Annotated in this window: 23 protein-coding genes and 1 pseudogene; 13 read left to right on the top strand and 11 right to left on the bottom strand. The window is 46.4% G+C overall.

Going from position 1 to position 24,660, the window contains the following annotated elements; all coding sequences use genetic code 11:
* Positions 1–11: 11 nt before the first annotated feature.
* On the bottom strand, positions 12–440 hold the full coding sequence (locus QUB30_RS25815; RefSeq protein WP_333339386.1) for a hypothetical protein: 429 nt from the start codon (positions 438–440) through the stop codon (positions 12–14).
* A 239-nt stretch (positions 441–679) separates the two neighbouring features.
* Here QUB30_RS25815 and QUB30_RS25820 point away from each other — a divergent pair, with 239 nt between their 5' ends.
* Together QUB30_RS25820 and QUB30_RS25825 are read left to right on the top strand one after the other, a co-directional pair.
* The gene (locus QUB30_RS25820; protein WP_293150745.1) at positions 680–970 is read left to right on the top strand and encodes a helix-turn-helix domain-containing protein; all 291 of its coding nucleotides are present in this window, start codon (positions 680–682) and stop codon (positions 968–970) included.
* A 44-nt stretch (positions 971–1,014) separates the two neighbouring features.
* A complete protein-coding gene (locus tag QUB30_RS25825) occupies positions 1,015–1,380 on the top strand; it encodes a transcriptional regulator (protein ID WP_333339389.1) in 366 nt (121 codons plus the stop codon).
* 235 nt (positions 1,381–1,615) lie between these two features.
* Here the strand turns inward: QUB30_RS25825 and QUB30_RS25830 are convergent, their stop codons facing one another.
* Entirely contained in the window at positions 1,616–2,425 is an 810-nt protein-coding gene (locus tag QUB30_RS25830; RefSeq protein ID WP_333339392.1) for a pentapeptide repeat-containing protein, read from the bottom strand.
* Positions 2,426–2,655: 230 nt separating this feature from the next.
* On the opposite strand from QUB30_RS25830, the gene QUB30_RS25835 reads away from it, so the two are divergent.
* The 4 genes from QUB30_RS25835 to QUB30_RS25850 all read left to right on the top strand — a co-directional run bounded on the left by QUB30_RS25835 (position 2,656) and on the right by QUB30_RS25850 (position 4,408).
* On the top strand, positions 2,656–2,964 hold the full coding sequence (locus QUB30_RS25835) for a hypothetical protein (RefSeq protein WP_333339395.1): 309 nt from the start codon (positions 2,656–2,658) through the stop codon (positions 2,962–2,964).
* Between the two features lie 79 nt (positions 2,965–3,043).
* The gene (locus tag QUB30_RS25840) at positions 3,044–3,274 is read left to right on the top strand and encodes a hypothetical protein (RefSeq protein ID WP_333339397.1); all 231 of its coding nucleotides are present in this window, start codon (positions 3,044–3,046) and stop codon (positions 3,272–3,274) included.
* Between the two features lie 121 nt (positions 3,275–3,395).
* Positions 3,396–4,148 carry a GUN4 domain-containing protein gene (locus QUB30_RS25845; RefSeq protein ID WP_333339401.1) on the top strand — a complete coding sequence of 251 codons (753 nt, stop codon included), beginning with the start codon at positions 3,396–3,398 and terminating at the stop codon, positions 4,146–4,148.
* Between the two features lie 50 nt (positions 4,149–4,198).
* Entirely contained in the window at positions 4,199–4,408 is a 210-nt protein-coding gene (locus QUB30_RS25850; RefSeq protein WP_333339404.1) for a hypothetical protein, read from the top strand.
* Positions 4,409–4,830: 422 nt separating this feature from the next.
* Here the strand turns inward: QUB30_RS25850 and QUB30_RS25855 are convergent, their stop codons facing one another.
* Positions 4,831–5,223, bottom strand: coding sequence for a transposase (locus QUB30_RS25855; RefSeq protein WP_333339406.1), 393 nt, complete (start codon positions 5,221–5,223; stop codon positions 4,831–4,833).
* Between the two features lie 141 nt (positions 5,224–5,364).
* Positions 5,365–6,320: pseudogene (locus tag QUB30_RS25860) on the bottom strand (IS630 family transposase).
* A 1,000-nt stretch (positions 6,321–7,320) separates the two neighbouring features.
* Between QUB30_RS25860 and QUB30_RS33985 the strand changes: the two are divergent.
* A complete protein-coding gene (locus QUB30_RS33985; protein WP_445300550.1) occupies positions 7,321–7,452 on the top strand; it encodes a zinc ribbon domain-containing protein in 132 nt (43 codons plus the stop codon).
* A 326-nt stretch (positions 7,453–7,778) separates the two neighbouring features.
* Positions 7,779–9,077, top strand: coding sequence for a glutamate-1-semialdehyde 2,1-aminomutase (gene hemL, locus QUB30_RS25865; RefSeq protein ID WP_333339409.1), 1,299 nt, complete (start codon positions 7,779–7,781; stop codon positions 9,075–9,077).
* Between the two features lie 432 nt (positions 9,078–9,509).
* Here the strand turns inward: hemL and QUB30_RS25870 are convergent, their stop codons facing one another.
* Both QUB30_RS25870 and QUB30_RS25875 read right to left on the bottom strand, forming a co-directional pair.
* Positions 9,510–10,718: a glycosyltransferase family 4 protein gene (locus QUB30_RS25870; protein WP_333339413.1), complete on the bottom strand. Its 1,209-nt coding sequence runs from the start codon at positions 10,716–10,718 to the stop codon at positions 9,510–9,512.
* A gap of 101 nt (positions 10,719–10,819) precedes the next feature.
* Complete coding sequence (locus QUB30_RS25875; RefSeq protein WP_333339417.1) at positions 10,820–13,132, bottom strand: IMS domain-containing protein; 2,313 nt, start codon at positions 13,130–13,132, stop codon at positions 10,820–10,822.
* Positions 13,133–13,579: 447 nt separating this feature from the next.
* Between QUB30_RS25875 and pdhA the strand changes: the two genes are divergently transcribed.
* From pdhA to QUB30_RS25890, 3 genes are all read left to right on the top strand, one after another.
* Positions 13,580–14,617: a pyruvate dehydrogenase (acetyl-transferring) E1 component subunit alpha gene (gene pdhA / locus QUB30_RS25880; RefSeq protein ID WP_333339419.1), complete on the top strand. Its 1,038-nt coding sequence runs from the start codon at positions 13,580–13,582 to the stop codon at positions 14,615–14,617.
* A 234-nt stretch (positions 14,618–14,851) separates the two neighbouring features.
* The gene (locus QUB30_RS25885; RefSeq protein ID WP_333339422.1) at positions 14,852–15,304 is read left to right on the top strand and encodes a retroviral-like aspartic protease family protein; all 453 of its coding nucleotides are present in this window, start codon (positions 14,852–14,854) and stop codon (positions 15,302–15,304) included.
* 569 nt (positions 15,305–15,873) lie between these two features.
* Positions 15,874–17,055 carry an NAD(P)/FAD-dependent oxidoreductase gene (locus QUB30_RS25890; protein ID WP_333339425.1) on the top strand — a complete coding sequence of 394 codons (1,182 nt, stop codon included), beginning with the start codon at positions 15,874–15,876 and terminating at the stop codon, positions 17,053–17,055.
* Between the two features lie 56 nt (positions 17,056–17,111).
* On the opposite strand, the gene QUB30_RS25895 is transcribed toward QUB30_RS25890, so the two are convergent.
* The 3 genes from QUB30_RS25895 to galT all read right to left on the bottom strand — a co-directional run bounded on the left by QUB30_RS25895 (position 17,112) and on the right by galT (position 19,982).
* On the bottom strand, positions 17,112–17,612 hold the full coding sequence (locus QUB30_RS25895; protein WP_333339428.1) for a hypothetical protein: 501 nt from the start codon (positions 17,610–17,612) through the stop codon (positions 17,112–17,114).
* A 49-nt stretch (positions 17,613–17,661) separates the two neighbouring features.
* Positions 17,662–18,777: a M24 family metallopeptidase gene (locus QUB30_RS25900; RefSeq protein ID WP_333339431.1), complete on the bottom strand. Its 1,116-nt coding sequence runs from the start codon at positions 18,775–18,777 to the stop codon at positions 17,662–17,664.
* Positions 18,778–18,896: 119 nt separating this feature from the next.
* A complete protein-coding gene (galT, locus tag QUB30_RS25905) occupies positions 18,897–19,982 on the bottom strand; it encodes a galactose-1-phosphate uridylyltransferase (protein ID WP_333339434.1) in 1,086 nt (361 codons plus the stop codon).
* 469 nt (positions 19,983–20,451) lie between these two features.
* Between galT and QUB30_RS25910 the strand changes: the two genes are divergently transcribed.
* Positions 20,452–20,865, top strand: coding sequence for a colicin D domain-containing protein (locus tag QUB30_RS25910; RefSeq protein ID WP_333339437.1), 414 nt, complete (start codon positions 20,452–20,454; stop codon positions 20,863–20,865).
* A gap of 67 nt (positions 20,866–20,932) precedes the next feature.
* Complete coding sequence (locus tag QUB30_RS25915; protein ID WP_333339441.1) at positions 20,933–21,187, top strand: colicin immunity domain-containing protein; 255 nt, start codon at positions 20,933–20,935, stop codon at positions 21,185–21,187.
* 251 nt (positions 21,188–21,438) lie between these two features.
* On the opposite strand, the gene QUB30_RS25920 is transcribed toward QUB30_RS25915, so the two are convergent.
* Together QUB30_RS25920 and QUB30_RS25925 are read right to left on the bottom strand one after the other, a co-directional pair.
* Positions 21,439–22,539 (bottom strand): beta-glucosidase, encoded by a 1,101-nt coding sequence (locus QUB30_RS25920; protein ID WP_333339443.1) that lies wholly within the window; start codon positions 22,537–22,539, stop codon positions 21,439–21,441.
* 203 nt (positions 22,540–22,742) lie between these two features.
* On the bottom strand, positions 22,743–24,626 hold the full coding sequence (locus QUB30_RS25925) for a glycoside hydrolase family 2 TIM barrel-domain containing protein (RefSeq protein ID WP_333339445.1): 1,884 nt from the start codon (positions 24,624–24,626) through the stop codon (positions 22,743–22,745).
* Between the last annotated feature and the right edge of the window lie 34 nt (positions 24,627–24,660).

Genomic DNA, 24,660 nt, shown 5'->3' on the forward strand with positions numbered 1-24,660 from the left:
GTGATGGGGGGCTAGGCGCATTGTTTGCTCAGCCTCTGTTCCCTTGTTACGCGCGAGATCTGGTTGAGTAGGGCTTCCCAAATTGCATCGGCGATCGCCACTGGATATTTGAAATGTTCGAGGTCGTATTGTACAATGACTTCTAGGGGTGCTAGGATTTGCTGGTTTCGACAACTGGCAATTGCTGCGATCGCCTCTTGTTGCCATCTGGCAAATAGTCTGTAGCTGAAAAAGGAACTGCATTTTTGTCCTTTCTTGTTCAGATAAACGACTATTACCTGATGTTGTTTGGGGTAAACTTTGACTATGTGTTTTACGGGCATTCTCAGGGCTTCGGCTGCTTCTATTTTGGAGATTTGCCAGCGTTGAGGTTTGAGCCAACCGGAGGCTGTGAGGCTTTGACGGGTGTTGCGTGTTCTCTGTGTGCGTCTATTAGTCATTATTTTCTGACTGCTGGATCGTGAGGGATACTCAGATCCAGGGCTACTAAATTTATACTTTTAATTTTATACTAAACTTACTTGTTTGTCAATGATGACAAGTCAAAGAATCAACTATTGAATGATAATGATTTATAAACTGACCAGTTTACTTGTAGGTGCGGTCGAGTAGCTTTTAACTTGTGAACATCCAAAATAGACAAAAACTTAGTGAAATCATCAAAACTGCTCGTGGAACAATGAGTCAACGAGCGTTTGGTAAGCTTTTAGGCGTTTCTGCGACTGCTGTTCAGCTTTGGGAAAGGGGCGATACGGTTCCCGATACTGAAAACTTGGGTAAGCTCGCAGCGAGAGCCGGCTATACTCTGGAAGAGTTTCTCAGCTTTTTGGATGGCAATCCAGTCTCGCAACCACCAGAAATTAACGATATTGTCAAAAAAATTCAGTTTTTGCCTCTGAGTCAGGTGGCGCTAATTGCTAAAGCTGTAGCGGATAGATTTGCTGCCTCGGCTGAGGCTGCTGGAGAATGAATATGAGGCAGATTTATCTGTAAACTAGGAATTGTGGTTATCTCGTGGCTGATACTGTGGACGCAGAAGCTAAGAAAAAACTGAGCGAAGTTGTGAAGCTAGCGCGTGGCTCCATGAGTTTTAGCGCTTTTGGTAGGCTATTGGGAGTCTCTGGGTCTGCTGTTCAGTATTGGGAGAAAGGACAGGTTCTCCCCGATACGAAAAATTTGACGCAGATTGCGACAAGAGCGGGCTTTACGATGGAAGAGTTAATGGCTCATCTCGAAGGCAAGCCAATGCCCGAACCTCTGGATACCAACGACTTGCTTAAAAAAATTCAATGTATGCCGATCGCAGATTTGGCGGTAATTGTCCGAGCGGGCGTGGAGCGGCTGGCTAATGCGGCTGAGTCTTCCGGGAAATATAGCTAAGCGGTGTTTGTGCGATCGCCCTTAAAAATTTCCACCACTCGTGCTATCACAAATTGAGTAATTTGTCAAGGAAAAATCTACTTTGTTACGGAGTGCGATCGCCCTTATGCACTTAGGCACTCCAAGCAAAGAAACCGGGTTTTTTACCGAATCTGCGGGATACAACGAAGTATTATCTTAAAAAACCCGGTTTCTGGGTCCCTATGCGATCGCCCTTATGAAAAAACCACTCGCCCTATCTCTGACTCAATATGTCTAAAAACTCTTGGACAATGCGATCGGGTTCTTCTGTGCATCTGTTAGCATCGCAATAGTGGATGATGCTGATACCGTGAGATGCAAACAGTCGATCGCGCGTTTCATCTTTTTCTGTGTCGGGATGCGATATTTCCAGGATACCCCATTTGCCTTGGTGGAATATGAGGAAATCTGGTTCTTGGTTTTGTCTACCTGCGGGTGTTGTGAGGCGGGCTTTGGAGTTGGGGAAAAAGAGAGTGTTTGTGCGATCGAGCGCTTCGGCTATTTTTACTTGTTCTTGGCTGTGAAAGCGCAAATCATTCCAGTGATAAATGCGTTCTCTTATGCTCGACAAAATTCCCTGGTTATGTGCGTCTTCAGCCTTGATAATTTCATCTGATGCCGTCTTATTATCAGATATAATTGCACCGTGTAAATCTGCTGATGAATCAGATTCACTTAAGTTTGCGAATAATATTCTGGCTCCGCTTAAGTCAGCACCGCTGAGATTAACTCCAATAACTTGAGTTCGATGTAAAGTCACTTGATGTCGCCGCAAGTATCGTTTTATAACTGCTTTAATATTACTTTTTTTTACTTTTTCTTCAAAAGCGTCTGAGAGTAACTTCCAGAGTTTATAGCCTGCGGCTTTAATATATTCATCATCATATTTAGAAAGTTTAGCAATTTCCTCATAAGACTGTCTGCCTTCCCAGCACTGTTTGAAAATTAGCTCTTGCACGTCGTTTAACTGTTCGTCGTCCTCTAGGACTGTTTCGACAATGGCGAGAGCTTCATCCACAGTCATGGGTTAAATCCTCTTAAAGGTAGTGTCCGAGTTGAGGTTGTGCTGGCATGGTTTATGAAACTTTGACCGTGCGCGCACATTGCTGTGGATAGATTTTAGCACAATCTCCAAGATGTTGCTACTATTTCTAACTTTTTGTCACTTTTTATCACTGGTCAAGCTAAAGAGGAAGCTTTACTATAAATTGTGTTTACACATTTTCATTAGCAATACTAACGAAAGAAATTGTCATGGCATATACTGATTGGGATGGACCAAAATATCACAGACAAAACCGTCTATATTATAAATTGGCAACCATCAGGGGAGAAAGGAACATTTTAGAATCTGATGACAAGCTAGGTCTTGAGCCAGATAATCCTGGAATCATGCACGATCACTTTTATACAAAGAATGGTCAATGGTACGTTCAAACTAAGATTGAGAATAAGCATATTTTCGAGAATATAGCTCCGGGTATATGGGGAGTGGAACAGGCAGATTCTAGTGAATACTTGGATGCCTTGTTCGATGAATTGCAGTCTTTGCCTGAGTGTTAATCGTGTTGGCGATGTTTAAGTACCAGGAGATGGCTCGCATTTATCTTTACAAATTAGCATACCAGAGGAGTTGAAAAAAGTGAGTTTACCATACAACCTTGCCGACACAATTCGGAATATTATGGCTACTTTGGCTTTGGCTCAAGGAATTTTATCCCCCTCACAGGTTTCTGATATTCCCAATTCGACAATAATAGCTCAATTTGAAGAGCAAATCGGAATAGCAGACCAGGCAGAAAGAGAGAAAGTAGAAAGGGAACTAAAAAAAGTAAAATCCAATCAATCGACCATGCTAGAGATAGCCAAATAAACAGGCTATGGTAGCGGGAATTATGGCGGATAAAGCAATTTTGATTAATTTTTACCAGTAGACACAACCATCAGGGGATTGAGTTGCAATTCCCCTGATTACCTAATCAAGGAAAGTATCAATGTGGATTTTAATTTTAATTGTGCTGGCTGTAGTTGTCTACTTCGTGGTGTCACAAGCATCAAGCAGTAATCAAGCTAGTAAGGCATCAAGTAGGACTCAAGCTAGTAAAGCATCAAGCCAGAATTACACTAATCAACTTGATTATTCAAATCTTGAAGTATCACTTGACACCAGCGCATCCAATAGCTATCGCTGTGATTACAGACGCCTTCGTGACCTACTAGCAGAGGGAAAATGGAGAGAAGCTGACGAAGAAACCAACAATATGATACTTCGCGTAACAAATTACAACAGCGTCGAGAACTATGCCACTCCAGTAACTGCTAAACATACCCCCTGTGAAGACATTTGTACTATAGATCGACTTTGGCTTAAATATAGCAATGGTCGCTTTGGGTTGAGTGTACAAAGGCGAATTATATCAGAAATAGGAGAGAAGAATGCACTGTCCATTATGTTTACCTATGGAAAAAGAGAAGGAAGTGCCGCTCAGCAAATGAATCAGAGAAGACTTCAAAGCGAATTAAATGAGAAATTTCATAGAACCATAGGATGGTACGCTCCTCACAGTGACGGCAGTGCAGGTCTAAAAAATTATAACGATATTACTTTTTCAATCCAGGCTCCATACGGACATCTTCCCACAGCGAATCCGCCAGGAGGATATCCTGGGTTAAGGAAAAATTACGTGAATGATTTTATTGTAATAAATTTATTAATGCGTTTGTCAGATTGCGGTATTGCTCTGTAGTTAAAATCTTGGTCACATACACTTATTTACCACTTTTAGAAAACAGGATATTGAGTGACGATCGCCCTTTCGCTCCTAAAAGCGATCGCACCTTCTCACCCTCACTTTTCTACAACCTTCTCCTATCGCCTGCTTTGAAAGTGTTTGAAGTGCGATCGCCCTTTCGTCAATTCCAACAAACACAAAACTCGATCGCCCTTTCCTCCCTATTAAAAAAGCAGATAGAAAGAGGCGATCGCATCAGCCAGCATTTTCAATAAACCTCATCATGGCTGCCAATCTCAAGCAAGAGAAGTTCCTCATCTCCTGACTCTGGATTTTCAACAAAATTAAATACAATCCGACAGTCATACTCCACAGAACAAGCCCAAGAGCCGGCTAACTGACGTTTGAGTTTGTGTGTTTGCAGTGATGACTCGAAAGAGTTTGCTGCCAACAGTCTTAAAATACAGCATATTTCATGTAAGTAAGTCGGTGGGAAAAAACATAATTATGTAACACAACATTAAGTACGGCGATCCGAAATCAATTGAATGCGTTTTGTACGGTAGTTTCCTTTTTTTCCTCTAGCTTCTACCCATTAATTACGGCATAGGCTAACTCTAATTTATCCTCAAACAAATGTCGCAGCTAGCTCGTATTTTTTGATATGTTTCCCCTCCAATTCTATTGGATTCATGGATCAACAATATTTGGGTAAAAATAAGATATATAGAGCCTGGCTTTCCCACTTCGACCATAATTGTTGAACTTCATGACATTGATGTATCGGGCTATTATCATGTACTATTACTCTGATTCGTTTACTCTGATCGGCTGACTGGGCTTCTAACTCCATCATTCTGATATAGGCTTTTCGCTCGACACCCTCTATTACTAAACCGTAAACAAAGCTTAATTCATGTTGAATAAATCCTACAATACTTAATCTACGACCACGCCTCTTGGTTTGTTCTAGCTGTTGTTCCTCTCCTCGTTTGTAATAAGTGTAACTATGTTCGCTCCACGCACCAAATCTTGATTCATCTAAATATTTTAAGTCTATATCTCCCGCAGCAGCAGCCCATTCCAGCATATTTAAGTCTGAAGAGTTTGACTTAGCGTGCTACAATTTCTTGTTTTCCTTTGTGGCTCTTCCTCGCTCGTTTCCAAATAAACCCTTTTTTTTAGTATTCGTCTTAATCTGTCTGGACGCGCGTTTAATATATAGCGTTTCTCAGATAGATGAGGTACAATAACAGCAGTGAGTAAACCAATTACAAAGATCGGATAATGTAACTTGATTGAAGGCAAACTCTATCGCTTTTGCTAATTCTCGATAATTAGTCGTCTTGATAGAACGGAGAATGTTTTTGAGTTTTGACCATAAATGTTCAATTGGTGAGAAGTCGGGAGAATAGGGCGACAAGTATATTAATTTTGCCCCTTTCTTTTTGATGGCTTTTTCTATTTCTTCTCCGGTATGAATAGTACAATTATCCATCACTACACAAGCACCTTTCCAGAGTTTTGGTACTAGCTTTCGTATAATAAAAGCCTCAAATGTAATTGTATCAGTTGTACCTGTTAAATTGACGGATGTTAGGATTTCGTTGACCGATATAGCTCCAATTATTGAGACATTTCTGCCCCGTTTATTCGGTTTTTGCCCCTTGGCTCTTGAACCTTTTAGCCTCCCTTGCATATAACCTAACCATTGCCAAGTTTACTCCACATTCATCAATAAATATTAAGTCTTTCAAACAAATTTGTCGAATTTTTTGCCAAAACTCGTATCGCAGGTTCTGAACTCTGTCAGTGCCTTTGTCTGACGGGAAAAGAGTTTTTTTTTAAGGTCATGTTTAAGAGTTTTGCCATTCTTCCCATCGTTGCTACGCTGATGGTAAAACCAATTTTTTGGTAGAGTAAATAACGGAGTTCTTCGAGAGTCGCATCATTATTTTCTTCAATCAATTCCGCTAAAATCAGGAGTTGTTCTGCATTCAGTTTTAATTTAACTCCACATCGCTCAGTTCGAGGAGCAATATTTTGGGTCTCACGATACTGTTTAATCAATTTTTGGACAAAACTCAGAGCTACAGAAAAACGGTTGGCTATTGCTCTTTGTGACAGTGGCTCATTATGGTACACATCCATAATTTTTTGTCTAAAATCAATCGAATAAGTTTTCATTTTTACTAATGTATGATAAGGGCTAAAATCCTTGATTGTTGTGATTCGAGTGACTGCTGTGAATTCAGTCACTCCTATCTATGGGTCGAGGGACTGCTCGCTCCCGCTCCCTTTAATTAGATTGCATAACATTACATTTTGGGGTTTTATATTTTTCATTCTGTTCAAGTCAGTTACATTATACCTCATCTTTATGATAAGTGCTATAACCCTCTTTTTCTAATTTCTGAGCTAATTGAACTGGCGTTGTAGGTGCGTGGTTCATTTTTGAGGCATTCTGTTAAAAACTCTATGTCTTCTTCTTTCCACATCGGTTTTCACGGCTGAGACATGGTAATTCCCTGCATCCCTTCCATACCTACATGCGGCCATTTATGTAAAACCTCTCTCACTGTTTGTGGAGTCCAATTAAAATGAACAGCTATTTTCTCAACGTACCAGCCATGTGCATTTAGCCTGAGGGAGCGAGGCTCTGTCTTTGACTTTCTGTAGTACATCCTCAGTTCTAAGTTTTTATAGGGTTTGATTCTGTTAGGGAGTCAAAAATATTTTTAAACGAGCGCCCATATCTGAGTTACCTTGGTAGATACACCTTCATGTTTAGATATTTTTACATAGTTTTGTTTTTTTGTACCTACCTACTTATTTAGTCAATACTAAGCACTTCAAAAACTGGTTGACAAGCTGCTGCTACTGTACTTTATAAACCTGGAGTATGTTGTATTTCGGTTAAATTCATGAACTTATGAATCCGTAATTGTGGTAGTATAAATAAAAATTAATAATATGGCGGATATGAAGCATCGTTTTGAGTAGTTAAATAACCGAAAATACGTTAAAAAATATGAGATAATTTTACTTCAAAAATCTGTTATGTTTTGATGGCAACACTGTCAAAGCCTTATGTAACCGTTGGTTTCTGACTGCCGGCCATTTGAGGGGAACGCAGTCAGAAACCAATATGATAAAGATTTTGAGAGTTCTTGGAGAGGTCTAATGGGTGTGTTGGAAACGCGGTGTGTACTTTGATAAAGTCAATAAAGATTACACTTCGCAATTATGCCGGCAGTGTGACACCCACACCGACAAAAAAGAACTGAAAGAACGAGTTCATCATTTCCCTGAGTGTTGATACACTACCCATAAAGATGTAGCAGCAGCTCAAGTGATCCGTAATCGCGGATTGTCTGGGGAGGGACGCTTCCTGGACACTAAAGAAAATGCCTGTGGAGATGGTCTGACGGGGACTGGTAACAGTCTAGTTAAGAATCGAAGATACAAGAAGAAGGGTGGAAACGCGCCCTCTGAGGCCGGCCTTGTAACATCCTTTGAGAATCCCCCGTCTTTTAAACGGGGGAGTACGTCAATAAAATAGTTTCCTTAAATAGACCTAACCTTTATGCTGAACTGGCTATAAAATTATTCTACCCACAACAGACGTTCACTAAGGAGAAAACATTGGTTTCCACAACCTTGAAAACCACCAAATCCGAAGAAATTTTCGCCGCTGCCCAGAAGTTGATGCCAGGTGGCGTCAGTTCCCCCGTCCGCGCCTTCAAATCCGTAGGCGGACAGCCCATCGTCTTTGACAGGGTAAAAGGAGCCTACATTTGGGATGTTGACGAAAACCAATACATTGACTATGTAGGCACTTGGGGCCCGGCCATCTGCGGCCACGCCCACCCGGAAGTCATCAAAGCCCTTCACGAATCTTTAGAAAAAGGTACGAGTTTCGGCGCACCATCGGTGTTGGAAAACGTGCTCGCCGAAATGGTCATCGATGCGGTTCCCAGCATTGAAATGGTGCGATTCGTCAATTCCGGCACCGAAGCCTGTATGGCCGTTTTGCGGCTGATGCGAGCCTTCACCGGACGCGATAAATTGATTAAATTTGAAGGCTGCTATCACGGGCACGCCGATATGTTCTTGGTAAAAGCCGGTTCCGGCGTCGCAACTCTGGGCCTTCCCGACTCCCCGGGCGTCCCGAAATCCACTACTGCCAATACCCTCAACGCTCCCTACAATGACTTAGAAGCAGTCAAAGCTTTATTTGCCGAAAATCCCGGCGAGATAGCAGGCGTAATTCTCGAACCAGTGGTGGGGAATGCCGGTTTTATTACCCCGGATGCAGGTTTTCTCGAAGGTTTGCGGGAAATTACGAAAGATAACGGTGCTTTGTTAGTTTTTGATGAAGTAATGACTGGTTTCCGCATCGCCTACGGCGGAGCTCAGGAAAGATTCGGCGTTACCCCGGATTTGACAACTTTGGGTAAAGTTATCGGTGGCGGTTTGCCGGTGGGAGCTTACGGGGGAAGGCGGGATATTATGGGGATGGTGGCTCCTGCTGGGCCGATGTATCAAGCGGGTACGCTTTCGGGAAATCCTTTGGCGATGACTGCTGGGATTAAGACTTTGGAATTGCTGCAAAAACCCGGCACTTACGAACAGTTGGATAAGATTACCAAAAAACTGTCTGACGGATTGCTAAAAATTGCTAAGGAAACCGGACACGCAGCTTGTGGCGGGCAAATTAGCGGGATGTTTGGCTTGTTTTTTGCGGCGGGCCCGGTTCACAATTACGAGGATGCGAAGAAGTCGGATTTGACGAAGTTCAGCCGCTTTCACCGGGGAATGTTGGAGCACGGTATTTATCTGGCTCCTTCGCAGTTTGAGGCGGGATTTACTTCTTTGGCTCATACCGAGGAAGATGTCGATCGAACTTTGGCCGCTGCTGGCGAAGTGATGGCAAGTATTTAAGGTTTGTAGTAAGGACTTTAGTCCTTAAAACTCAGGAATGAATGATTGAAGTCCTTGCTGTTTTTTGCAGTAAGGACTTTAATTTTTAAATGATATTAAATCCGCGTTAAAAATGCCTTTATAGCAATCCTTGCAGGATTCGTAAATTTTTTACCCCACCCCAACCCTCCCCGAAGCCGCTTGCTAGGGAGTAAGAAATTCACATAATGATGCGAGGATTGCTATATAAGACAATACCCTTGGGATAAGAACACTCTGATATCCTTTCAGAGGTCTGTATCTCCTATAAAATTGTGAGAGTAAATGTGTCTGATATCGCTAACCCAAACTTATTGTATCAGCAATTAAAACGATTTAAAAATTAGTTTAAAACTTGGGTCAAGGAGATCCGGACAACTGCTAAATGCCTAGGTAGGGATTGAAACGCGCCAACTACAAAATTATTGGCTCAAAAATAGATTTCTCCATCCTCTCGCTATTTCGATCTCCCACCATAACCTCAAGCAATCGATCGACTGCGTGTCTCCAAGTAAAATTCTCAGCTACAAAACCCGGGCCCGCAACTCTAGCTTTCGCAGCCCATCCAGCCTGTTCGATCGCCCCTTGCATCAAATCAGTCAAATGTTCCCACTCAGGAGCTAAAATAAATAAAGTTTCCCCGTCGATCGCCACAGCCGTAAATTTACTTTCGATCCGCTGTGCAAAGTCCGAGCGCGTAAAATCATCGGTAGGGCCGCCCGCAGTGCAAATAACCGGCAAACCGCAAGCTGCAGCTTCCAACACCGGCAGATTAAAACCTTCTGCTAAATACGGAGAAACATAAGCATCTGCTGCTTGGTAAAACTCAGCTATTCGAGCAAAAGATAGCTGGCTACCAGTATAAATTAATCTCGCTAAAACTCTCGCTCTTTCAGCATCGTCGAGCACAACTCGGCAGGCTTCGGCAATCTCGTCTCTCGACGGATAAAGCAGTTCTGAACCTTTTAAAACTAATCGGGCATGGGGATATTTGTCAACTACCGCAGCGAACGCTTTTAATAAAGGGCGAATGCCTTTGCGATCCGTTTGCCCTCCGATGTTTAAAAATATAAAATAGTCTGACCAGCCGAAGCTTTGGCGCAGCCATTGACGCCGATCGCCCGCAGCAGGATAATAAATTTTAGGATCGACTCCCAAAGGTACGACGGCAATGCGATCCGCCTCAACTCCGCTGCGAATTAAGCCGGCTTTTGACCAGGCTGAAGGTGTAATAATTTTCGTTTGTGAGTTAACGGGGGTTTGGGCGATCGACTTAACCCCCATCGCCTGCAATACTGTACTGGTAACAATCCCCCATTCTGTCGCTGCAAATACCCAAGTTTCGGCGCTGCTGGATGCCGAGAAGTCCCACGGGCAGTACATTCGCAGGGTAACATCGGCTGACTGATTTACAGCAGGGTTCTTAATGCTGCGGAGTAATGTTTCATTTGGGCGATCGAACAAACTAATTTTCGTCTCCCAAGCTGCGTCTATGTAGGGCATATCGCGGTGAAAAAGCTCAATTTGTCCTCGCGGGCTATCGAGCATTGCCAGCAGTTGAAATTGATTGGCTACGCAATAGGAATGATAAATAAAACGCCAGCCTTCAACAATAATCTGCAATTCAAAACTCCAGCATTTGGGATTAAAAATTTAACTAATAATCAGAAATTGGTAATTAGCAACTAGCAAGCAGAAATTACCAATTACCAATTACCAATTCCTTACTTAATCACTTGCCAATCCATAATCCGCCACTGTCCGTCTTGGCGGATCAAGTCGTAGCGCACCCGCAGGTTTTCGTTGCGGGAAGAAACGAGCTGATCGCGATCGAACACTTCGGCTTTTTCCGCTACTTGGGCTTCTACTTGGGCGCGATCGGGATTAGTCGGATTCGTCTTAACTCCATTAACTTGCAGCTTGTGTACGTAACGCTGATGCGCGTTGTTTCGCTCTTGAGCGTCTGCCATCAATTGCCAGCGAGACAAAGCCGGTTCTGTCAGAACTTGCTTTAATTCTTCGACAGCGTGGTTGGGACCCAAAGCTGCTGCTTTCGCCGACAGCCAGCTTTGAACTATTTGTTCGGCTGATTCGTCAGTGATTGCTCCCGACACCGGGACCGCGGCGGTCGGGTCTGGGGCCACGGAAACAGCGGGGATTTCTACGGGCGGTGCTTCCAGGCCGACGAGGGCTTGATCTCCTTGCAGGGATGGGCCCGAGAGGGCTTGCATCGCGCTCGCCAACAGACTGAGTATGAACCACAGCATTAACAGGCTCAGGACACCTGCGACTAGAAACAAAGCCAGCCTATTTGGAGGCATGGACTTGACTTGGGCGGTAATTTCTGCTGCCTTGGTGCGCGCCCGATCGACCAAATCCCCTGTTAGCGCCTTGCCGGTTGCTCCGCTGCGCCCTGAATGTTGGCGTCTGCGTTTGGAGGTGGAGTCTGAGGGCCCTCCCGCCGTAGCTGTTGGGAGAGAGACGGCGGCAGCAGGGATAGGCGCGGTTGCCCCGGCCTGGGATTTCGGGCTGGAGGCGGCGGTGGAGGCGTCGGCCGGTACGGGGGTCAAGGTGACGGTACTGGCTCCCTGCTTGGCTGTGGGTGGCTGTGGGGGTGCGGGCGGGCGATCTCCGACGGGTTGCAGTCGCCCCTGGGGCTTGCCCGAGCGGGGCTGCACGACGACCCATTCGTTGGCGGTTTCTGCGTCAAGCGGCAAAGCTTCCAGGTAAGCTTGTACTTTCGGGTCGGCAAAGTAATCTTTCAAGGAGACTGACTCGTTGGCCAAGTCGCGGAAGTGGGGAAACACTTCCTCTTGCAGCCAGTGTTCGGCGTACAAGCACAGTCCGGGCAACAAATCGGGAGAATCTTGGGAATGCTCGCGAATGAACGCGAGGGGTTCTTTTTCCGAACTCAGTTCGAGGGCTCTGCTGGCTTCTTCTGTCTGGCCCAGCAGCAAGGAGCACACGGCTTTTTCCAGGTGAACGTCTTGGCGGCGGCCGAGCTGCATCAGCATCAGCTTGGCGCGGCGGATCATCGATGGCTGTCTGGCGGCAAATCCTTGGGCTAACAGGGTGTAGACCGAGAGGTAAGTGGCGACTGCGGAGGGGCGGCCAGCTTCAGCTTCAAATAAGGTCTGCTGCTCGCTGCTGGTTAGGTGTCTGCGCATTTGCTGGACGAAGCGGAGGAAGTCTTCTATTCCTAAGCCCGATCGATCGTCTCCCGATCCGTCGATGCCGCCCCGTTCTTGGAGCATTTCTCGCAGGATTTGCAGTCCCCGGCGACGCTCGGCGACTTTTTCTTCGGGTAGGGATAGTAGCTCTAAAATGTTGTACGGACGGAGTTTGTATATGTCGGCTTGCATTTCACCCCTCACGCTTGGAAATAGGCCCTCAAGCAGCAGCACTTCTTGGCCTGCTTCTAATGATTTTGCGGCATTTTCGTACTGACCTTGCTGCCACTGTTCGCGGCCGAGTTCTAGACAGGCAAGGCTGACGGTTAAAACTATATCTGGCCGCACGAGCTGAGGGTCGCCGAAACGACCTTCGGCGATCGCGATGCTGCCATTGTTAAGATACGGGCGACCCAGCTTCTGTACGAGTTCGTATTCCCCCAGTTCTTGCAGTACGAGCAGGGCTCCTACGAATTGGTTGTCATCGATTTCAATACTTGGAGTGTGGGGATCGGGAGCAGCCTCTAAAGTTTTGGACTCTGGCCCAGCGGTTTCTCCTGCGTCTTGCAGGAAGGTGGCCGTGCCTGCTGAGGTTTTCGACCTCTGGTGCTTGGCTTCGAGTGCGGCTTCCGACTCTCGATCGTAAGTTTTGGCTAAAAAACTGGCATCGTAAGCTTTGCGCCCCTCTGAGTCTGACAGAACGGCGCAGGCTTCATCGAGCAGTTGTTTGCGGGCGACGATCGCAACTTCGGAATACTCCCTGCGCGGAAGCTGTAAAGTTCGATCGCGGTGAGCCTGCTGCAACTGTTCGGCAGTAGCTTGAATCGGTAGACCCAAAATCCGGTAGTAATCTAGTGGAATTAACACTGTCCACTTCCCCAAAGCGCTAGCAACTGAATTAGCCTATCTTAAGTGACATACTCCCGCAAACCAAATCAAAAATTCTGGTGTTGGCTTCCAACCGCCCCGTTCACGGTATGTTGGACTTGCCGTAGAGATACTCTGATTTTTTTTCCCTCTACAGCGTTTTACAGTGAGGAAAATGCACTGCCCCACTGCCCCTGAGCTAAATGAGTTGTTTGACTCTTGAGCATTTTCGGGTTTGAGAGTAATGGAATTATATCATTCGTTGGCATCGGGTTTAGATGGGAGTTGGTTCTCCGGCTCGGGCCAATCCGCCCCGCCTGCCAAACTCATTTTAACAATTGGTGAACTGCTGCGGAGCAAAGGTGCGATCGTTTTCTGCTGCGGTTGTGTCCCATCTCGGTTTAAATTTAGATGTCTAGGAAGCCGATCGTCGGGTATTAATTATTTATGGTTCAGGAACGGACTTTACCAGTTTTTGACGCGCAAAGCGTCAACCTTTCTCGGGATGAGGGCTTGATGCTCTACGAGGATATGGTCTTGGGGCGCTACTTTGAAGACAAGTGTGCTGAGATGTACTACCGGGGCAAAATGTTTGGTTTTGTCCACTTGTACAACGGTCAGGAAGCTGTGTCTACTGGCGTGATTCGATCGATGCGCCGGGATGACACCGATTACGTCAGCAGCACCTACCGCGATCACGTTCACGCTTTGAGCGCGGGTGTGCCGGCGCGAGAAGTAATGGCGGAGTTGTTCGGGAAGGAAACTGGTTGCTCGAAGGGCCGCGGCGGTTCGATGCATATGTTTTCTGCCGAACACCGATTGTTGGGAGGTTATGCTTTTGTAGCTGAGGGGATTCCTGTAGCTACGGGGGCGGCTTTTCAATCGAAGTACCGCCGCGAAGCTTTGGGCGATGAGAGTTCCGATGGCGTAACTGCTTGTTTTTTTGGCGACGGCGCTGCAAATAACGGGCAGTTTTTTGAGTGTTTGAATATGGCGGCTTTGTGGAAGCTGCCGATTATTTATGTTGTGGAAAACAACAAATGGGCGATCGGGATGGCCCACGAACGAGCTACTTCTGACCCCATGATTTACAAGAAAGCTCATGCTTTTGGCATGGCTGGCGTCGAGGTTGACGGGATGGATGTTTTGGCGGTGCGGGAAGTGGCGAAGGAAGCTGTAGCGCGGGCGCGCGCCGGCGAAGGGCCGACTTTGATCGAGGCTTTGACTTATCGCTTTCGCGGGCATTCTTTGGCAGATCCCGACGAGTTGCGTTCTAAGGAAGAGAAGGAATATTGGTTCCCTCGCGATCCGATTAAGAAGTTGGCTGCTGATTTGATCGATCGAACTTTGGCAACTGCTGAAGAATTAAAAGAGATCGAAAATAAGATTCAAGCAGTAATTGATGATGCGGTAGATTTTGCTGAGAAAAGCCCCGAACCCGATCCGAGCGAATTGTATCGGTTTATCTATGCAGAAGATGAGTAAGCTGTTGTGCATTTAACTTGTATGTTTAGGGCGGGCAGGATGCCCACCCCACAAGAGTGATAGAGCCCCGTAGGGACACGGCGAAAGCCTTTGTCCCTACTGAACTTCATACACCTGCGATAGGCTGTAAGACTTACGCACAGACTCTACTTGTAGGGTGCGCACTGCGCACCTTACTACCATAAATTCAAGCTAGAATCAAAGGTAGACTTTCTAGACGAAAAGAGAGGCTATATGATAAATCTCGATCGCGATCTAACTCAAGCCAGCAAAAATATGGGTGCAGTTCGAGTCAAAGTCAAGCTCACGAATGCCATTGATGAAGAGTTAGTCAAGAGAGGATTGCTCAATCCAAATCTGTTGCGCGTGTACGAAGCAGAAGCACTCATAGATACTGGTGCAGTACGCACAGCTATTCCTGTAGAAGTCTGCGAACAGCTCGGTTTAAGAATTCGGAGTCAGGAAATAGCAAAATATGCTGATGGCAGACAAGAAACAGTGGGATTGACTGGGCCTATTATCATTGAAATAGAAGGGCGCGAAACGATTGAGGCGGCAATGGTTTTAGGGGATATGGTGCTAATCGGTCAAACTGTCTTAGAAACTTTAGATTTGCTAGTAGATTGCAAAAATCAGCGTCTAATTCCCAATCCCGAAAATCCCGAAAGACCTGTATTGAGAGTTTAATACTAAATCCAGCTTAAATACTTCCTTTATTTATTATGTTCGAGTGCCGGTCGCGGCATGATGCCAGCATTTTTAATCAGCACAAATTAAACGGTTTACGCAGGCTTGTAGCTGTAGAGCCATTCTTGAAACGCATCTTGGATTATAGACTTTTTTGCGATTTTTTAAGCTGATCTACATCAATTTTTTAACTTTATTGAGTTCATAATTATAGCGTCCAGCTATCAGATTAAATCTTAATCCGAACCGACAGTGGCGATTTCTATATCGACTCGATAAAATCCTAAAAACTTTTAGTTTCCCTTGATTGTGATAACTTAGGGTAACACTATCCTACTACATTGACAGCACTTTGATCCCGGGCGATCGTTGAAGCTATAGTTGCTATGGACGCTGGTTACAGGTTGCGATCGCGCCCGCCTACTTTTGCCAGAGGTCTCTTTTATCAATTAGTGCGTGAGTGTATGATTGTCAAGCAGAACCTACATCATCTCACACGAAGCGCGATTAGCTTCGCTAGTGCTCAAGGCAATCGCTTTCGTCGCTGCTGCTTTTAACCGTATCTAAAAATGAGTGAAACCCCAACTTTCGATATCGCCATTATTGGTGCAGGACCGGGCGCACTATGTGCAGCCCACGGGCTAGCCAATTTAGGTTTTTCGGTAGGTGTGTTTGAACGAGCTAGAGCTTTACGTCCCATCGGCGCTGCCCTAGGGTTGGCAGAAGCGGGGTATAAGGCATTGGCTCTGATCGATGCCGATCTCGCTATCCAAGTTCGTGCCTTAGCTGCCAACCCACAGCGACAACTGCTGATGAGACCCAATGGCGAGGTTTTGTTTTCTGATGAATCGCCCTTGGCGGGTACTCCTTTCACTTGGCTAGCGTGGTATAACCTACAAAGCTCATTGCAAAACACACTGCCACCTACCGTATCCCTTCACCTTAACCGTAAGTTTGTCAACTTCACTAAGGTCGCCGATCCGTCCAAGGCTCCCTTACGTTTGCACTTTGAGAATCAGCCCGATGTTGGCGCACGACTGTTAATTGGTGCCGATGGGTATCACTCCGTGGTTCGCGGTCTTACCGTGGGAGATGGTGCGCCTCTGTACACTGGAACCATGACTTGGCGAGGAATCTTGCCCCGTAAAATCCTAGCCCCCCTCGCTGAACCCTTTGCAGAAGGGGCTGGTTTTCAACTGGTGGTCGGAGACCAGAAAAATTTTTGGATTATGGATGCAGGGGCCGACGTACTGGCTTGGGGAGGGACTGCACTCCATCCGACTTCAGAGAAGAGTACGGATGTTTTAGCTATGGTTCTCCAAGTTTTTGACCAATGGACTCCCTTTGTTGAAAGGGTTATTCGAGCAACTGACCCTACCACCATTGTAGAAACTGGCGTGTTCGATCGGGAACCAGTATCCCAATGGGGGGATAGAGAGAGAATCACCTTATTAGGGGATGCCGCTCACCCGATGCGACCGTCCTTAGGATTAGGGGCTACTATGGCATTTGAGGATGCTGTTGCTTTAACAAAAAAACTCAAGGGGCTGAACTTGCAGGATACTCCTTCTGTTGCTCAAGCTCTTACGGACTATGAAGAGGAACGGATTGCGATCACCGCACCGTTACAACTCAAAGCAAGGCAAGGAGGAGAAGCATCCCATGCCCCGGACCAAGCTGACCAACTCAAGGCAGGCTTTGAATTAGCCTTAGCTGCTCGCAGACACAAGGAGATGACCGTATCGGATTAATTCGGTTACTCGCACATTTTGAGGAATTGGGTCTTCTGCATTGGTACTAGATGGAGTTATAAAATCCTCAACCAGCCAATTACTAAAAGGAAGATTAAGTTTGCTGACCAAAACAACAGCAGAATCCACAGTAAGCCATGCGCGAGTCGATCGCCAACCTTACCGCTGGGAGCGCTCATCCTTAACAAGTGTTGACTCTGCCACAGTTGCCAAACTCGAAATGTGGTGTAAATGGTGCCGATGATGACTAATAGACTAGAAGAAAAAACGCTACTGAAAATTTGCTCGCTGACAATTTGAATTGCCAGAACTAACAAATAGAATCCAAAAATAGTCCGCAGGTTGGGGTGACGTATCCACACCAAAAATGCAACTCCAGGCAAGAGCAAGCCAATGACGATCGCTACCTGGAGCCAAATTTGAACAAAAGTCCGCTCCGCCTCGCTGTAGTCGATCGTGGCTTGAATCGGCAGGAGATTTGCGACCGTCAGCCAACCGCTCAGTAGAGTCAGGATTGTTGCACTGACAATAAATGAAAGTATCGTTTTCCAGGTCATGATGGCTCGATCGTGCCTGAGATCGACAAAGAGCGATAAGTTAAATTCACTACGGTCTAGCGGCGGATATTTCCAGCGGTACAGGCCGCAATCTTCCCGCTACTTCTACACTCGGCCAATTCGGATCGAATGTCAAATTTTCCAACTTTCCATCGCTGTGAATTACAAACGTATCCTCAATTTTTGCTCCCGACAAACTCGGATTCCAAGCCACAGCCGTATTTTCTGCCAAAATATCTGAAGTAGCCGGATTCGCCACAATTTCCCGCGCCAAATATCCGGTAGTTCCGCCTTGATGGTGTTCCCGAATTGCTTGAGGATATCCGTGCTCTTCGTAGGCAGTTTTAAGGGTATCATAAACCGCATTCAGCGATACTCCCGGCCTGCACGAATTCAAGGCGGCGGCTTCAATTTCTCTGACTTGTCGGTGCAACTCTGAATGCTTTTCCCCAAGAAAGTCGAAACTGACAAATCTGGTTAAATTTGCATACAAACCCCATCCTCTCGCGCAAAATACTAACATTGCTTGTCGCCCAATTGGTTCGGCGGTTGCTGTGGCGTGGCGGTACAGCGGCAAACGCCTTTCTCCAGCAACTAATGTCAGGGCTGGATGCAAACCTCTGGCCCACAATGCCTCTGCACCGGCTCCCGCTAGCTGATATTCTGTCCATGTCGGTTTTGCAGCAGAAAGTACCTCTGTCATGGCTTCGCTGGCTAAACGCCCGACTCGCCGGTATCGCTCTAATTCGCTTGACATCATTGTCTGTTTGCGAGACTGTAAAGATGCGATTATTGGCGTTTCTTTGGGATAAATTGGCCGATCGCTCATCACGTTACCGCCACCAGTAATTTCTTTGACAAAAGCTTCGCGCTGTGAAACATCTGCCCAAGGATAGATGTGCATTTGAAAGTTGGCTGGCAGTTCTTCATCTTGCAAGCGCTGGGCTTCGATTTCATCGGTGATAACCCAAGCGTTTTCGGCGGTAATTAATATTTCTGCAACTCCGGTTTCTGCAGTTAGCAATACTGTATGGGAACCGCCGGCTGTGGCCCAGGCAAACCAGTCTGTACCGCGCAAGCGAAGGGCGATGGCTCCTGTTTCGGTTAAAATTTTGCGGATAAATTCGAGTTTGCTGTCAACTTCGGGGTTTAATGAGTTTATCATCTGCTTTCTTGCATCTAAATTATATTTTTAGGGCGGGCGGGACGCCCACCCCACGAAGAAGGAAGAAAATCAATTATTTGAGTCAGCATTTCCTCAATCTAAAATCTAAAATCTAAAATCTAAAATAGATTGACGGATACGGCTTGCAATTCTTTAGCTTTTTCTTCGGGTAAAGCGTCGTTGGCAAACATTCCGGCGGCTAGTTCGGTTCCTGCTAGATATTTTAACCGATCGCTCGATCGATAGGGCGGATAAAATTGGGCGTGCAAATGCGCTTCGGGATGGGGTTTCCCGTCTGTGGGCGCTTGAAACCAAGCCATCAAATAAGGGAACGGGCGGTGCCACAAACCGTCATATTTGAGGGTGACTGTTTTTAAGGCTTTAGCGAGTGATTGACGCTGTTTTTCGGTAAGATCGATAAATGTAGCAGCGGGGGCAATCGGGGCAATCCACACTTCGTAAGGGTAGCGGGCGCAAGCGGGGACAAAGGCGATGGCCTCTTCGTCTAAATAAATAATTCGCTGTTTGTCAGCAATCTCTTTTTGAATCAAATCTTGCAGCAAACCGGAACTATTTTTTTGATAGTAAACCGACTGACATTCTAACATCCGCGCCGGCACTGGCGGCACGAACGGATAAGCGTAAATTTGACCGTGGGGATGGTGCAAAGTTACTCCTACTTCGACGCCGCGATTTTCAAAAGGCAAGACGTATTCTATTTCGGGATTGCTGCCAATCACTGAAGTGCGATCGGCCCAGACTTCTAACAACAATTCTAAGTGAGATAACTCCAAAGCGCCGAGGGAAGCCAGCGGATCTTGAGTAAAAACTACCACTTCGCAAATGCCCTTAGCGGGCAAAGTTTCGACAATACTTGCAGGTGCGTTTTTTGCCTGCAAAGTCAACGAGGGAAACCGATTGTCAAAAACTGCTACGTCGTAATCTCCCGGCGGCAATTCTGTCGGAAATTTGGGATTAATTGTAGCAGCCAGCGGGTTGTATTCCGGCGGCGGCATGAAAGTTCTTCCCTGGCGGTGACTGGCGTATGCTACCCATTCCCCCCGCAAAGGATGCCAGCGAAAGTGCGGGTTTGCCTGTACGGGTTCATTGCTGGGACTTACGGCCGCGATACCTTCTGGGATTGGGTAGCGACTGTAGAGTGTGAGTGGGCGGCCGTCTGGTTTTAGCAATGTTTGGACGTACATTTTGGTTGGGGCGGGCGATCGCTTTTAATAGATGTCAGGAGTATAACTTCGTGCTTGGAGAATTCGCCCCTACCTAAAGTCGCAAATTATGTTAAAAAGATACTCGGCGGTTGAAACCGCGTCTACACAAACAAAGTCCGCCTTCGCGGACTGAAGAATAAAGGGGGTATTGAAGCATGCTTTGTTATGAGGAGTGCGATCGCACGCATTTTCCTTAATTTTCAGGGTTGCAATCGCTCCCGATCCATATAGCTTGACTTGACAAGGTATTTTCGTATGCTTATAATAGAAGAAAATTTAATAAAACGCTCTGGATAGACAGAGGGCAAACTGCTAATGCCGCAGACACCGGGGACTATCCCGATGGCCCGCAAGCCTGAAAACTGCCGAATGCCCCAGACATCCGGAGACTATTCCGATGGTCTGCAATCCTGAAGATTTCCAAAAAAGTAGTCTATGAGGAAATATTATGAAAAAGTGTATCAAAAACCTTTTCCAACAACTAGGTTTTAGTCTACACAAAGTAAGTGTTTCATATCCTTGGTTGGAGAAGCATAAAATCCCCAGACATACTATCACTATAAATAAACAAATTCAAAAAAAATATATTAAACACGCTAGGGATTTTGGCATCCAAAAAAATTATAGTTTACAGAATGCAAAATTATTTAAAATAGCTATAGAAAATCATTTACAAAGTAGCAATACGAAAGTGAGGAGTGGAACTTTCAGGAAGAAAAGGTCAGTATTTCATTATTTCGATATGCAAACAGATTTAAATGTAATGTTTGATGAAAAAACAGGAGATTTTATAAGTGGCTGGAGGCTTAATGAAAGCCAAATTAAGGCTCTTATAGAGACTGGTAATATTGGAGGAGGCTGATAATAAAAAGGGCGGGAACTTATTTCCTGCCCTTATAAGATAAGTAGGTTGTAGAAAATTGTTAAATATGAAATACATTAAATTGCTAAAAGATTTTGTTAATAATAAAATCAGCAGCGATGAATTTGAATCCCTGTTTATGGAGATTTTTAAAAAGGAAAAACTTTTCGACTCAGAAAGAGAGTTCCAAATTTTAGACAAGTTGTTTGGTGACGTAGATGCTTATTGCAGCGATTCTGCTTTATTCGATCCTGAGTTTGATATTGATGAAGCTCAGCTCAGATTATCAGTCAAACAAGCATTAAAAGCGTTAGAAGAGTGATCGCCCTTCTCTCCAAAAAATCAAAAGGCTGAATTTTGGCCAGCTTCCACCTGGGATTAAGTAGGTAAAATAAACGTCAGTCAAGGCGGGTCGCCCTTTTATATCCAACACCAAATCCCGCATAAATACCCCCTCCACCTCTTAGTCTCGCGTTGCGCGGACTTCGTTTGTATAGACGCGGTTTCAACCGCCGAGTCTCAACGCAAATTGAGGTGCGCCGCAGCGCACCCTAAAGAATTAGATCGCAGCTATCAATTTTTCAACTTCAGCAGCGGTTCAATCTGCTGCCTTTGAAACTGCAATTCATCCGCCAAAGGCTGATAAATTTCTCGATCGCCCGATTCATTGCAATAATCCCACAAACCATTGTAACAGTGCCTGTCGTCGTCCCAACCCGGATGGTTGACAATCGGATACAAGCAGATTCCGTCTATCGGAACTCCTGCTTTCATCGCCGCCACTACCTCAGTGCACACATAATTAAACCAGACAGGTCTAAAATCGTCTTCAGTACCCGTTTCGGCTATGAATAAGGGGCGGCCGTAGCGATCGAAAACTTCTTGCAGCAGTTCGCGAAACGGGCGGTACAGCGGATCGGTGTATTTCATCGGTTCTTCATTGTGAATCCACTGATTGCGATCGTAATAATTCACCCCAATAATATCGAGATATTTTTCCTTGCCGCCGAGTTCCGGGCGAAAACGTCCCGCCAACATATCCCAAGCTTGATATTGAGATAAGCGATAACCTTCCGCCGCGTCCCGATCCTCCGGTTTGTCAGGGTCAGCAATAATGTTAATTACGGGGTCGATTTGAACGATGCGAGTGCGGGGATTGACTTCCCAAACTGATTCTATCGCTGCGATCGAAGCTTTAATCAACTGGATTTTGAGCTCGTCTCCTCTTCCTTTGGCAAAAGGATTGATGTAGGCGACATCGCCGCCTGCCCAAGCAATAAATGAAATTTCATTGACAGGTGTCACGAAAGGTGTTTGGTCTGTTTCCTCAGTTAGCACTTCCATAAAAGCGCGCACCATGTTTGCAAACCTGGACAGGAATTCGGGACTGAAAATATCAATATCGTCTGGCCAGCCGTAGTGAAACAAATCCCAAATTACCTGCATTTTCATGTCGCGGGCGGCCCGGATGATTGGGAGGGAACTAGAAAAATCGTATTTTCCGGGCGACTGTTCAATTAAGTGCCAGCGGAGGCCTTCGCGGACTGTGTAAATGCCTTGGTCCTGCAAGCGTTGGTAGTCGGCGACTGCAAATTTATCGTGACCGGTGGCGGCTGTGACATCGAGGCGTTTTCCAGATTGCAACCTGTGGGTGGAACATTCAAATCCGCCCATGAAAAAACTTTGAAACATCAATCGAATGGGTAATGGGGCATTCAGGTTTGCAGTCAGGACTTTAGTCCTTAGATTTCAATCAGAAAAAACTAAAGTCCTTACTACAAACGGTATTTTTGTAACAAGTATATCGATCGGCAAAAAGTCAAAATGAAATCCGAAAAAAATCTCAGATTTTTACTTTTTTCTTGACCAATCACCAATTAGCACTGAGTAATAGCTTGCGGCTGTGAACTTTCTTCGGGAATATCCCAGCCGAGAGTTGCCGCCGCGATTACGTCTACGGGAAATTTGGGAGTGCGATCGGCATACAGCAAACCGTTAGCTTCTTGGTAAGTATCGGTTAACTGCGTGTAACAAAATCCGCTGAACATTTCCACTCGGTTTACCACCTTCAACAGCGCGCTGTAGCGCCTTTGGAGTTCCAGCGTGTCCGACGCGCGCACGTAGCCCCAAACCCTGTAAAAATCAGGGTTTTCGCGGCCGGCGCAGGCGATGCCGCCGAATTCTGTCAGCATCATCGGCTGTCCTTGGTGCGGGTGGCCGTCGAGGGTGAGGATACGCCCTCCCGGACGCCCGCGATCGAACAAATCGGCTAGCTGGACTTCGGGCCCGTAGCGCTTGGCTAGGGTTTGCGGGTTGTTGTCGTAGTCGTGAATCGCCAGGATGTCGGTATCGATGCTTTCCCAGCCGTCGTTACCGATGACGGGGCGAGTCGGATCGAGGGTTTTTGTCAAGAAATACAGCGCTTGCACGTAGTTGCGGTGGGCTGCTGCTTCGACTAAATTCGGAACTCCCCAAGATTCGTTGAACGGCACCCAGACTACGATACAGGGGTGGCTGGCGTCGCGGTCGATGACTTCCGTCCACTCCCGCGTCAGCCGTTGCACGGCTTTGGGAGTGAAACGGTAGGCGCTGGGCATTTCTTCCCAAACTAGGAGCCCGAGCACGTCAGCCCAGTACAAAAATCGCGGGTCTTCGATTTTTTGGTGCTTGCGGACGCCGTTGAAACCCATTGCTTTGACTAATTCGACATCGTGGCGCAAAGCTTCATCGGAGGGGGCAGTCATCAGGGTGTCTGGCCAGTAACCTTGGTCGAGCACCAGTCGCAAATAGTAGGGGCGGCCGTTTAGCATGAAGCGATCGCGCTGGATGCTGACCGTCCGCATGGCGGTATAAGATTTAACCTCGTCGAGCAATTTGCCGTCGGCCCACAACTGCACTTGAGCGTTAATTAGCGTCGGCTTTTCGGGGCTCCACAGCAGTTCGTTGCGGTAGTCGTCGATACCGGGGTCGGAGAGGGCGATGCGGCGGTGGATTTCGCCGTTGATGACTTCGTAGGTATCGTTGACCAGCAGCAAACAGCCGATCGACAGTTTAACTTTAATTTGGATTCCCGACTGGCGATCGCCCGCGACAAACGCTTCAAAACCGATTTCCCAGCGTTCAAACTGCGGAGTCCAGCGGATGCGCTCGATATAAGTGTGAGGCACCAATTCTACCCACACCGTCTGCCAAATGCCGGTCGTGCGCGGATACCAAATACTGTGGGGTTCTATTTGCCAGTCTTGCTTGCCGCGCGGTTGTTCCAAATCTTGCGGGTCGTCCTGGGCCCAGACTGTAACCCGCTGCGGCCCGCTGAGGTTCAAAACTGCTGTAATGTCTGCGGTGAAAGGAGTGTGTCCGCCTTCGTGTTCGATGACAAACTGACCGTTCACCCAGACGCGGGCGCGGTAGTCTACGGCCCCAAAGTGGAGGAGAACTCTGCTTTCTGTGTGGGGTACGTCAAATTCGCGTTCATACCAGCAGTTAGCGTGAAAATTCGTGTCCCCGATCCCGCTGTTTGGCGATTCTGGAGCAAACGGCACTTCTATAGTGTGACTCCACTCAGAAATATCGATCGGCTGCACGCAGCGTCCTGCATCGTCGTAAGCAAACCTCCACTGACCGTTGAGACAAATCCAGTTGCTCCGGCGCAATTGGGGGCGCGGATAGCCTGTTTTGCGCCCTTGAACTGTCACCTTACTGTCTAGAGTTGCAGACTCTTCAATATCGCAATTTTCTAGTTCTCTACCTAACCAACTCATCGGCACATCTACCCTAAGTTATATTTATACGTTA

It is taken from the genome of Microcoleus sp. BROC3, from assembly GCF_036702515.1.
Taxonomy (GTDB): domain Bacteria; phylum Cyanobacteriota; class Cyanobacteriia; order Cyanobacteriales; family Microcoleaceae; genus Microcoleus.

What these genes read in the sequence shown, in the direction of transcription:
- QUB30_RS25815 (WP_333339386.1), bottom strand. Translation starts at nt 440, where the DNA reads ATGACTAATAGACGCACACAGAGAACACGCAACACCCGTCAAAGCCTC.
- QUB30_RS25820 (WP_293150745.1), top strand. Translation starts at nt 680, where the DNA reads ATGAGTCAACGAGCGTTTGGTAAGCTTTTAGGCGTTTCTGCGACTGCT.
- QUB30_RS25830 (WP_333339392.1), bottom strand. Translation starts at nt 2,425, where the DNA reads ATGACTGTGGATGAAGCTCTCGCCATTGTCGAAACAGTCCTAGAGGAC.
- QUB30_RS25835 (WP_333339395.1), top strand. Translation starts at nt 2,656, where the DNA reads ATGGCATATACTGATTGGGATGGACCAAAATATCACAGACAAAACCGT.
- QUB30_RS25845 (WP_333339401.1), top strand. Translation starts at nt 3,396, where the DNA reads ATGTGGATTTTAATTTTAATTGTGCTGGCTGTAGTTGTCTACTTCGTG.
- QUB30_RS25855 (WP_333339406.1), bottom strand. Translation starts at nt 5,223, where the DNA reads ATGCTGGAATGGGCTGCTGCTGCGGGAGATATAGACTTAAAATATTTA.
- pdhA (WP_333339419.1), top strand. Translation starts at nt 13,580, where the DNA reads ATGGTTCAGGAACGGACTTTACCAGTTTTTGACGCGCAAAGCGTCAAC.
- QUB30_RS25885 (WP_333339422.1), top strand. Translation starts at nt 14,852, where the DNA reads ATGATAAATCTCGATCGCGATCTAACTCAAGCCAGCAAAAATATGGGT.
- QUB30_RS25890 (WP_333339425.1), top strand. Translation starts at nt 15,874, where the DNA reads ATGAGTGAAACCCCAACTTTCGATATCGCCATTATTGGTGCAGGACCG.
- QUB30_RS25895 (WP_333339428.1), bottom strand. Translation starts at nt 17,612, where the DNA reads ATGACCTGGAAAACGATACTTTCATTTATTGTCAGTGCAACAATCCTG.
- QUB30_RS25900 (WP_333339431.1), bottom strand. Translation starts at nt 18,777, where the DNA reads ATGATAAACTCATTAAACCCCGAAGTTGACAGCAAACTCGAATTTATC.
- galT (WP_333339434.1), bottom strand. Translation starts at nt 19,982, where the DNA reads ATGTACGTCCAAACATTGCTAAAACCAGACGGCCGCCCACTCACACTC.
- QUB30_RS25910 (WP_333339437.1), top strand. Translation starts at nt 20,452, where the DNA reads ATGAAAAAGTGTATCAAAAACCTTTTCCAACAACTAGGTTTTAGTCTA.
- QUB30_RS25915 (WP_333339441.1), top strand. Translation starts at nt 20,933, where the DNA reads ATGAAATACATTAAATTGCTAAAAGATTTTGTTAATAATAAAATCAGC.
- QUB30_RS25920 (WP_333339443.1), bottom strand. Translation starts at nt 22,539, where the DNA reads ATGGGCGGATTTGAATGTTCCACCCACAGGTTGCAATCTGGAAAACGC.
- QUB30_RS25925 (WP_333339445.1), bottom strand. Translation starts at nt 24,626, where the DNA reads ATGAGTTGGTTAGGTAGAGAACTAGAAAATTGCGATATTGAAGAGTCT.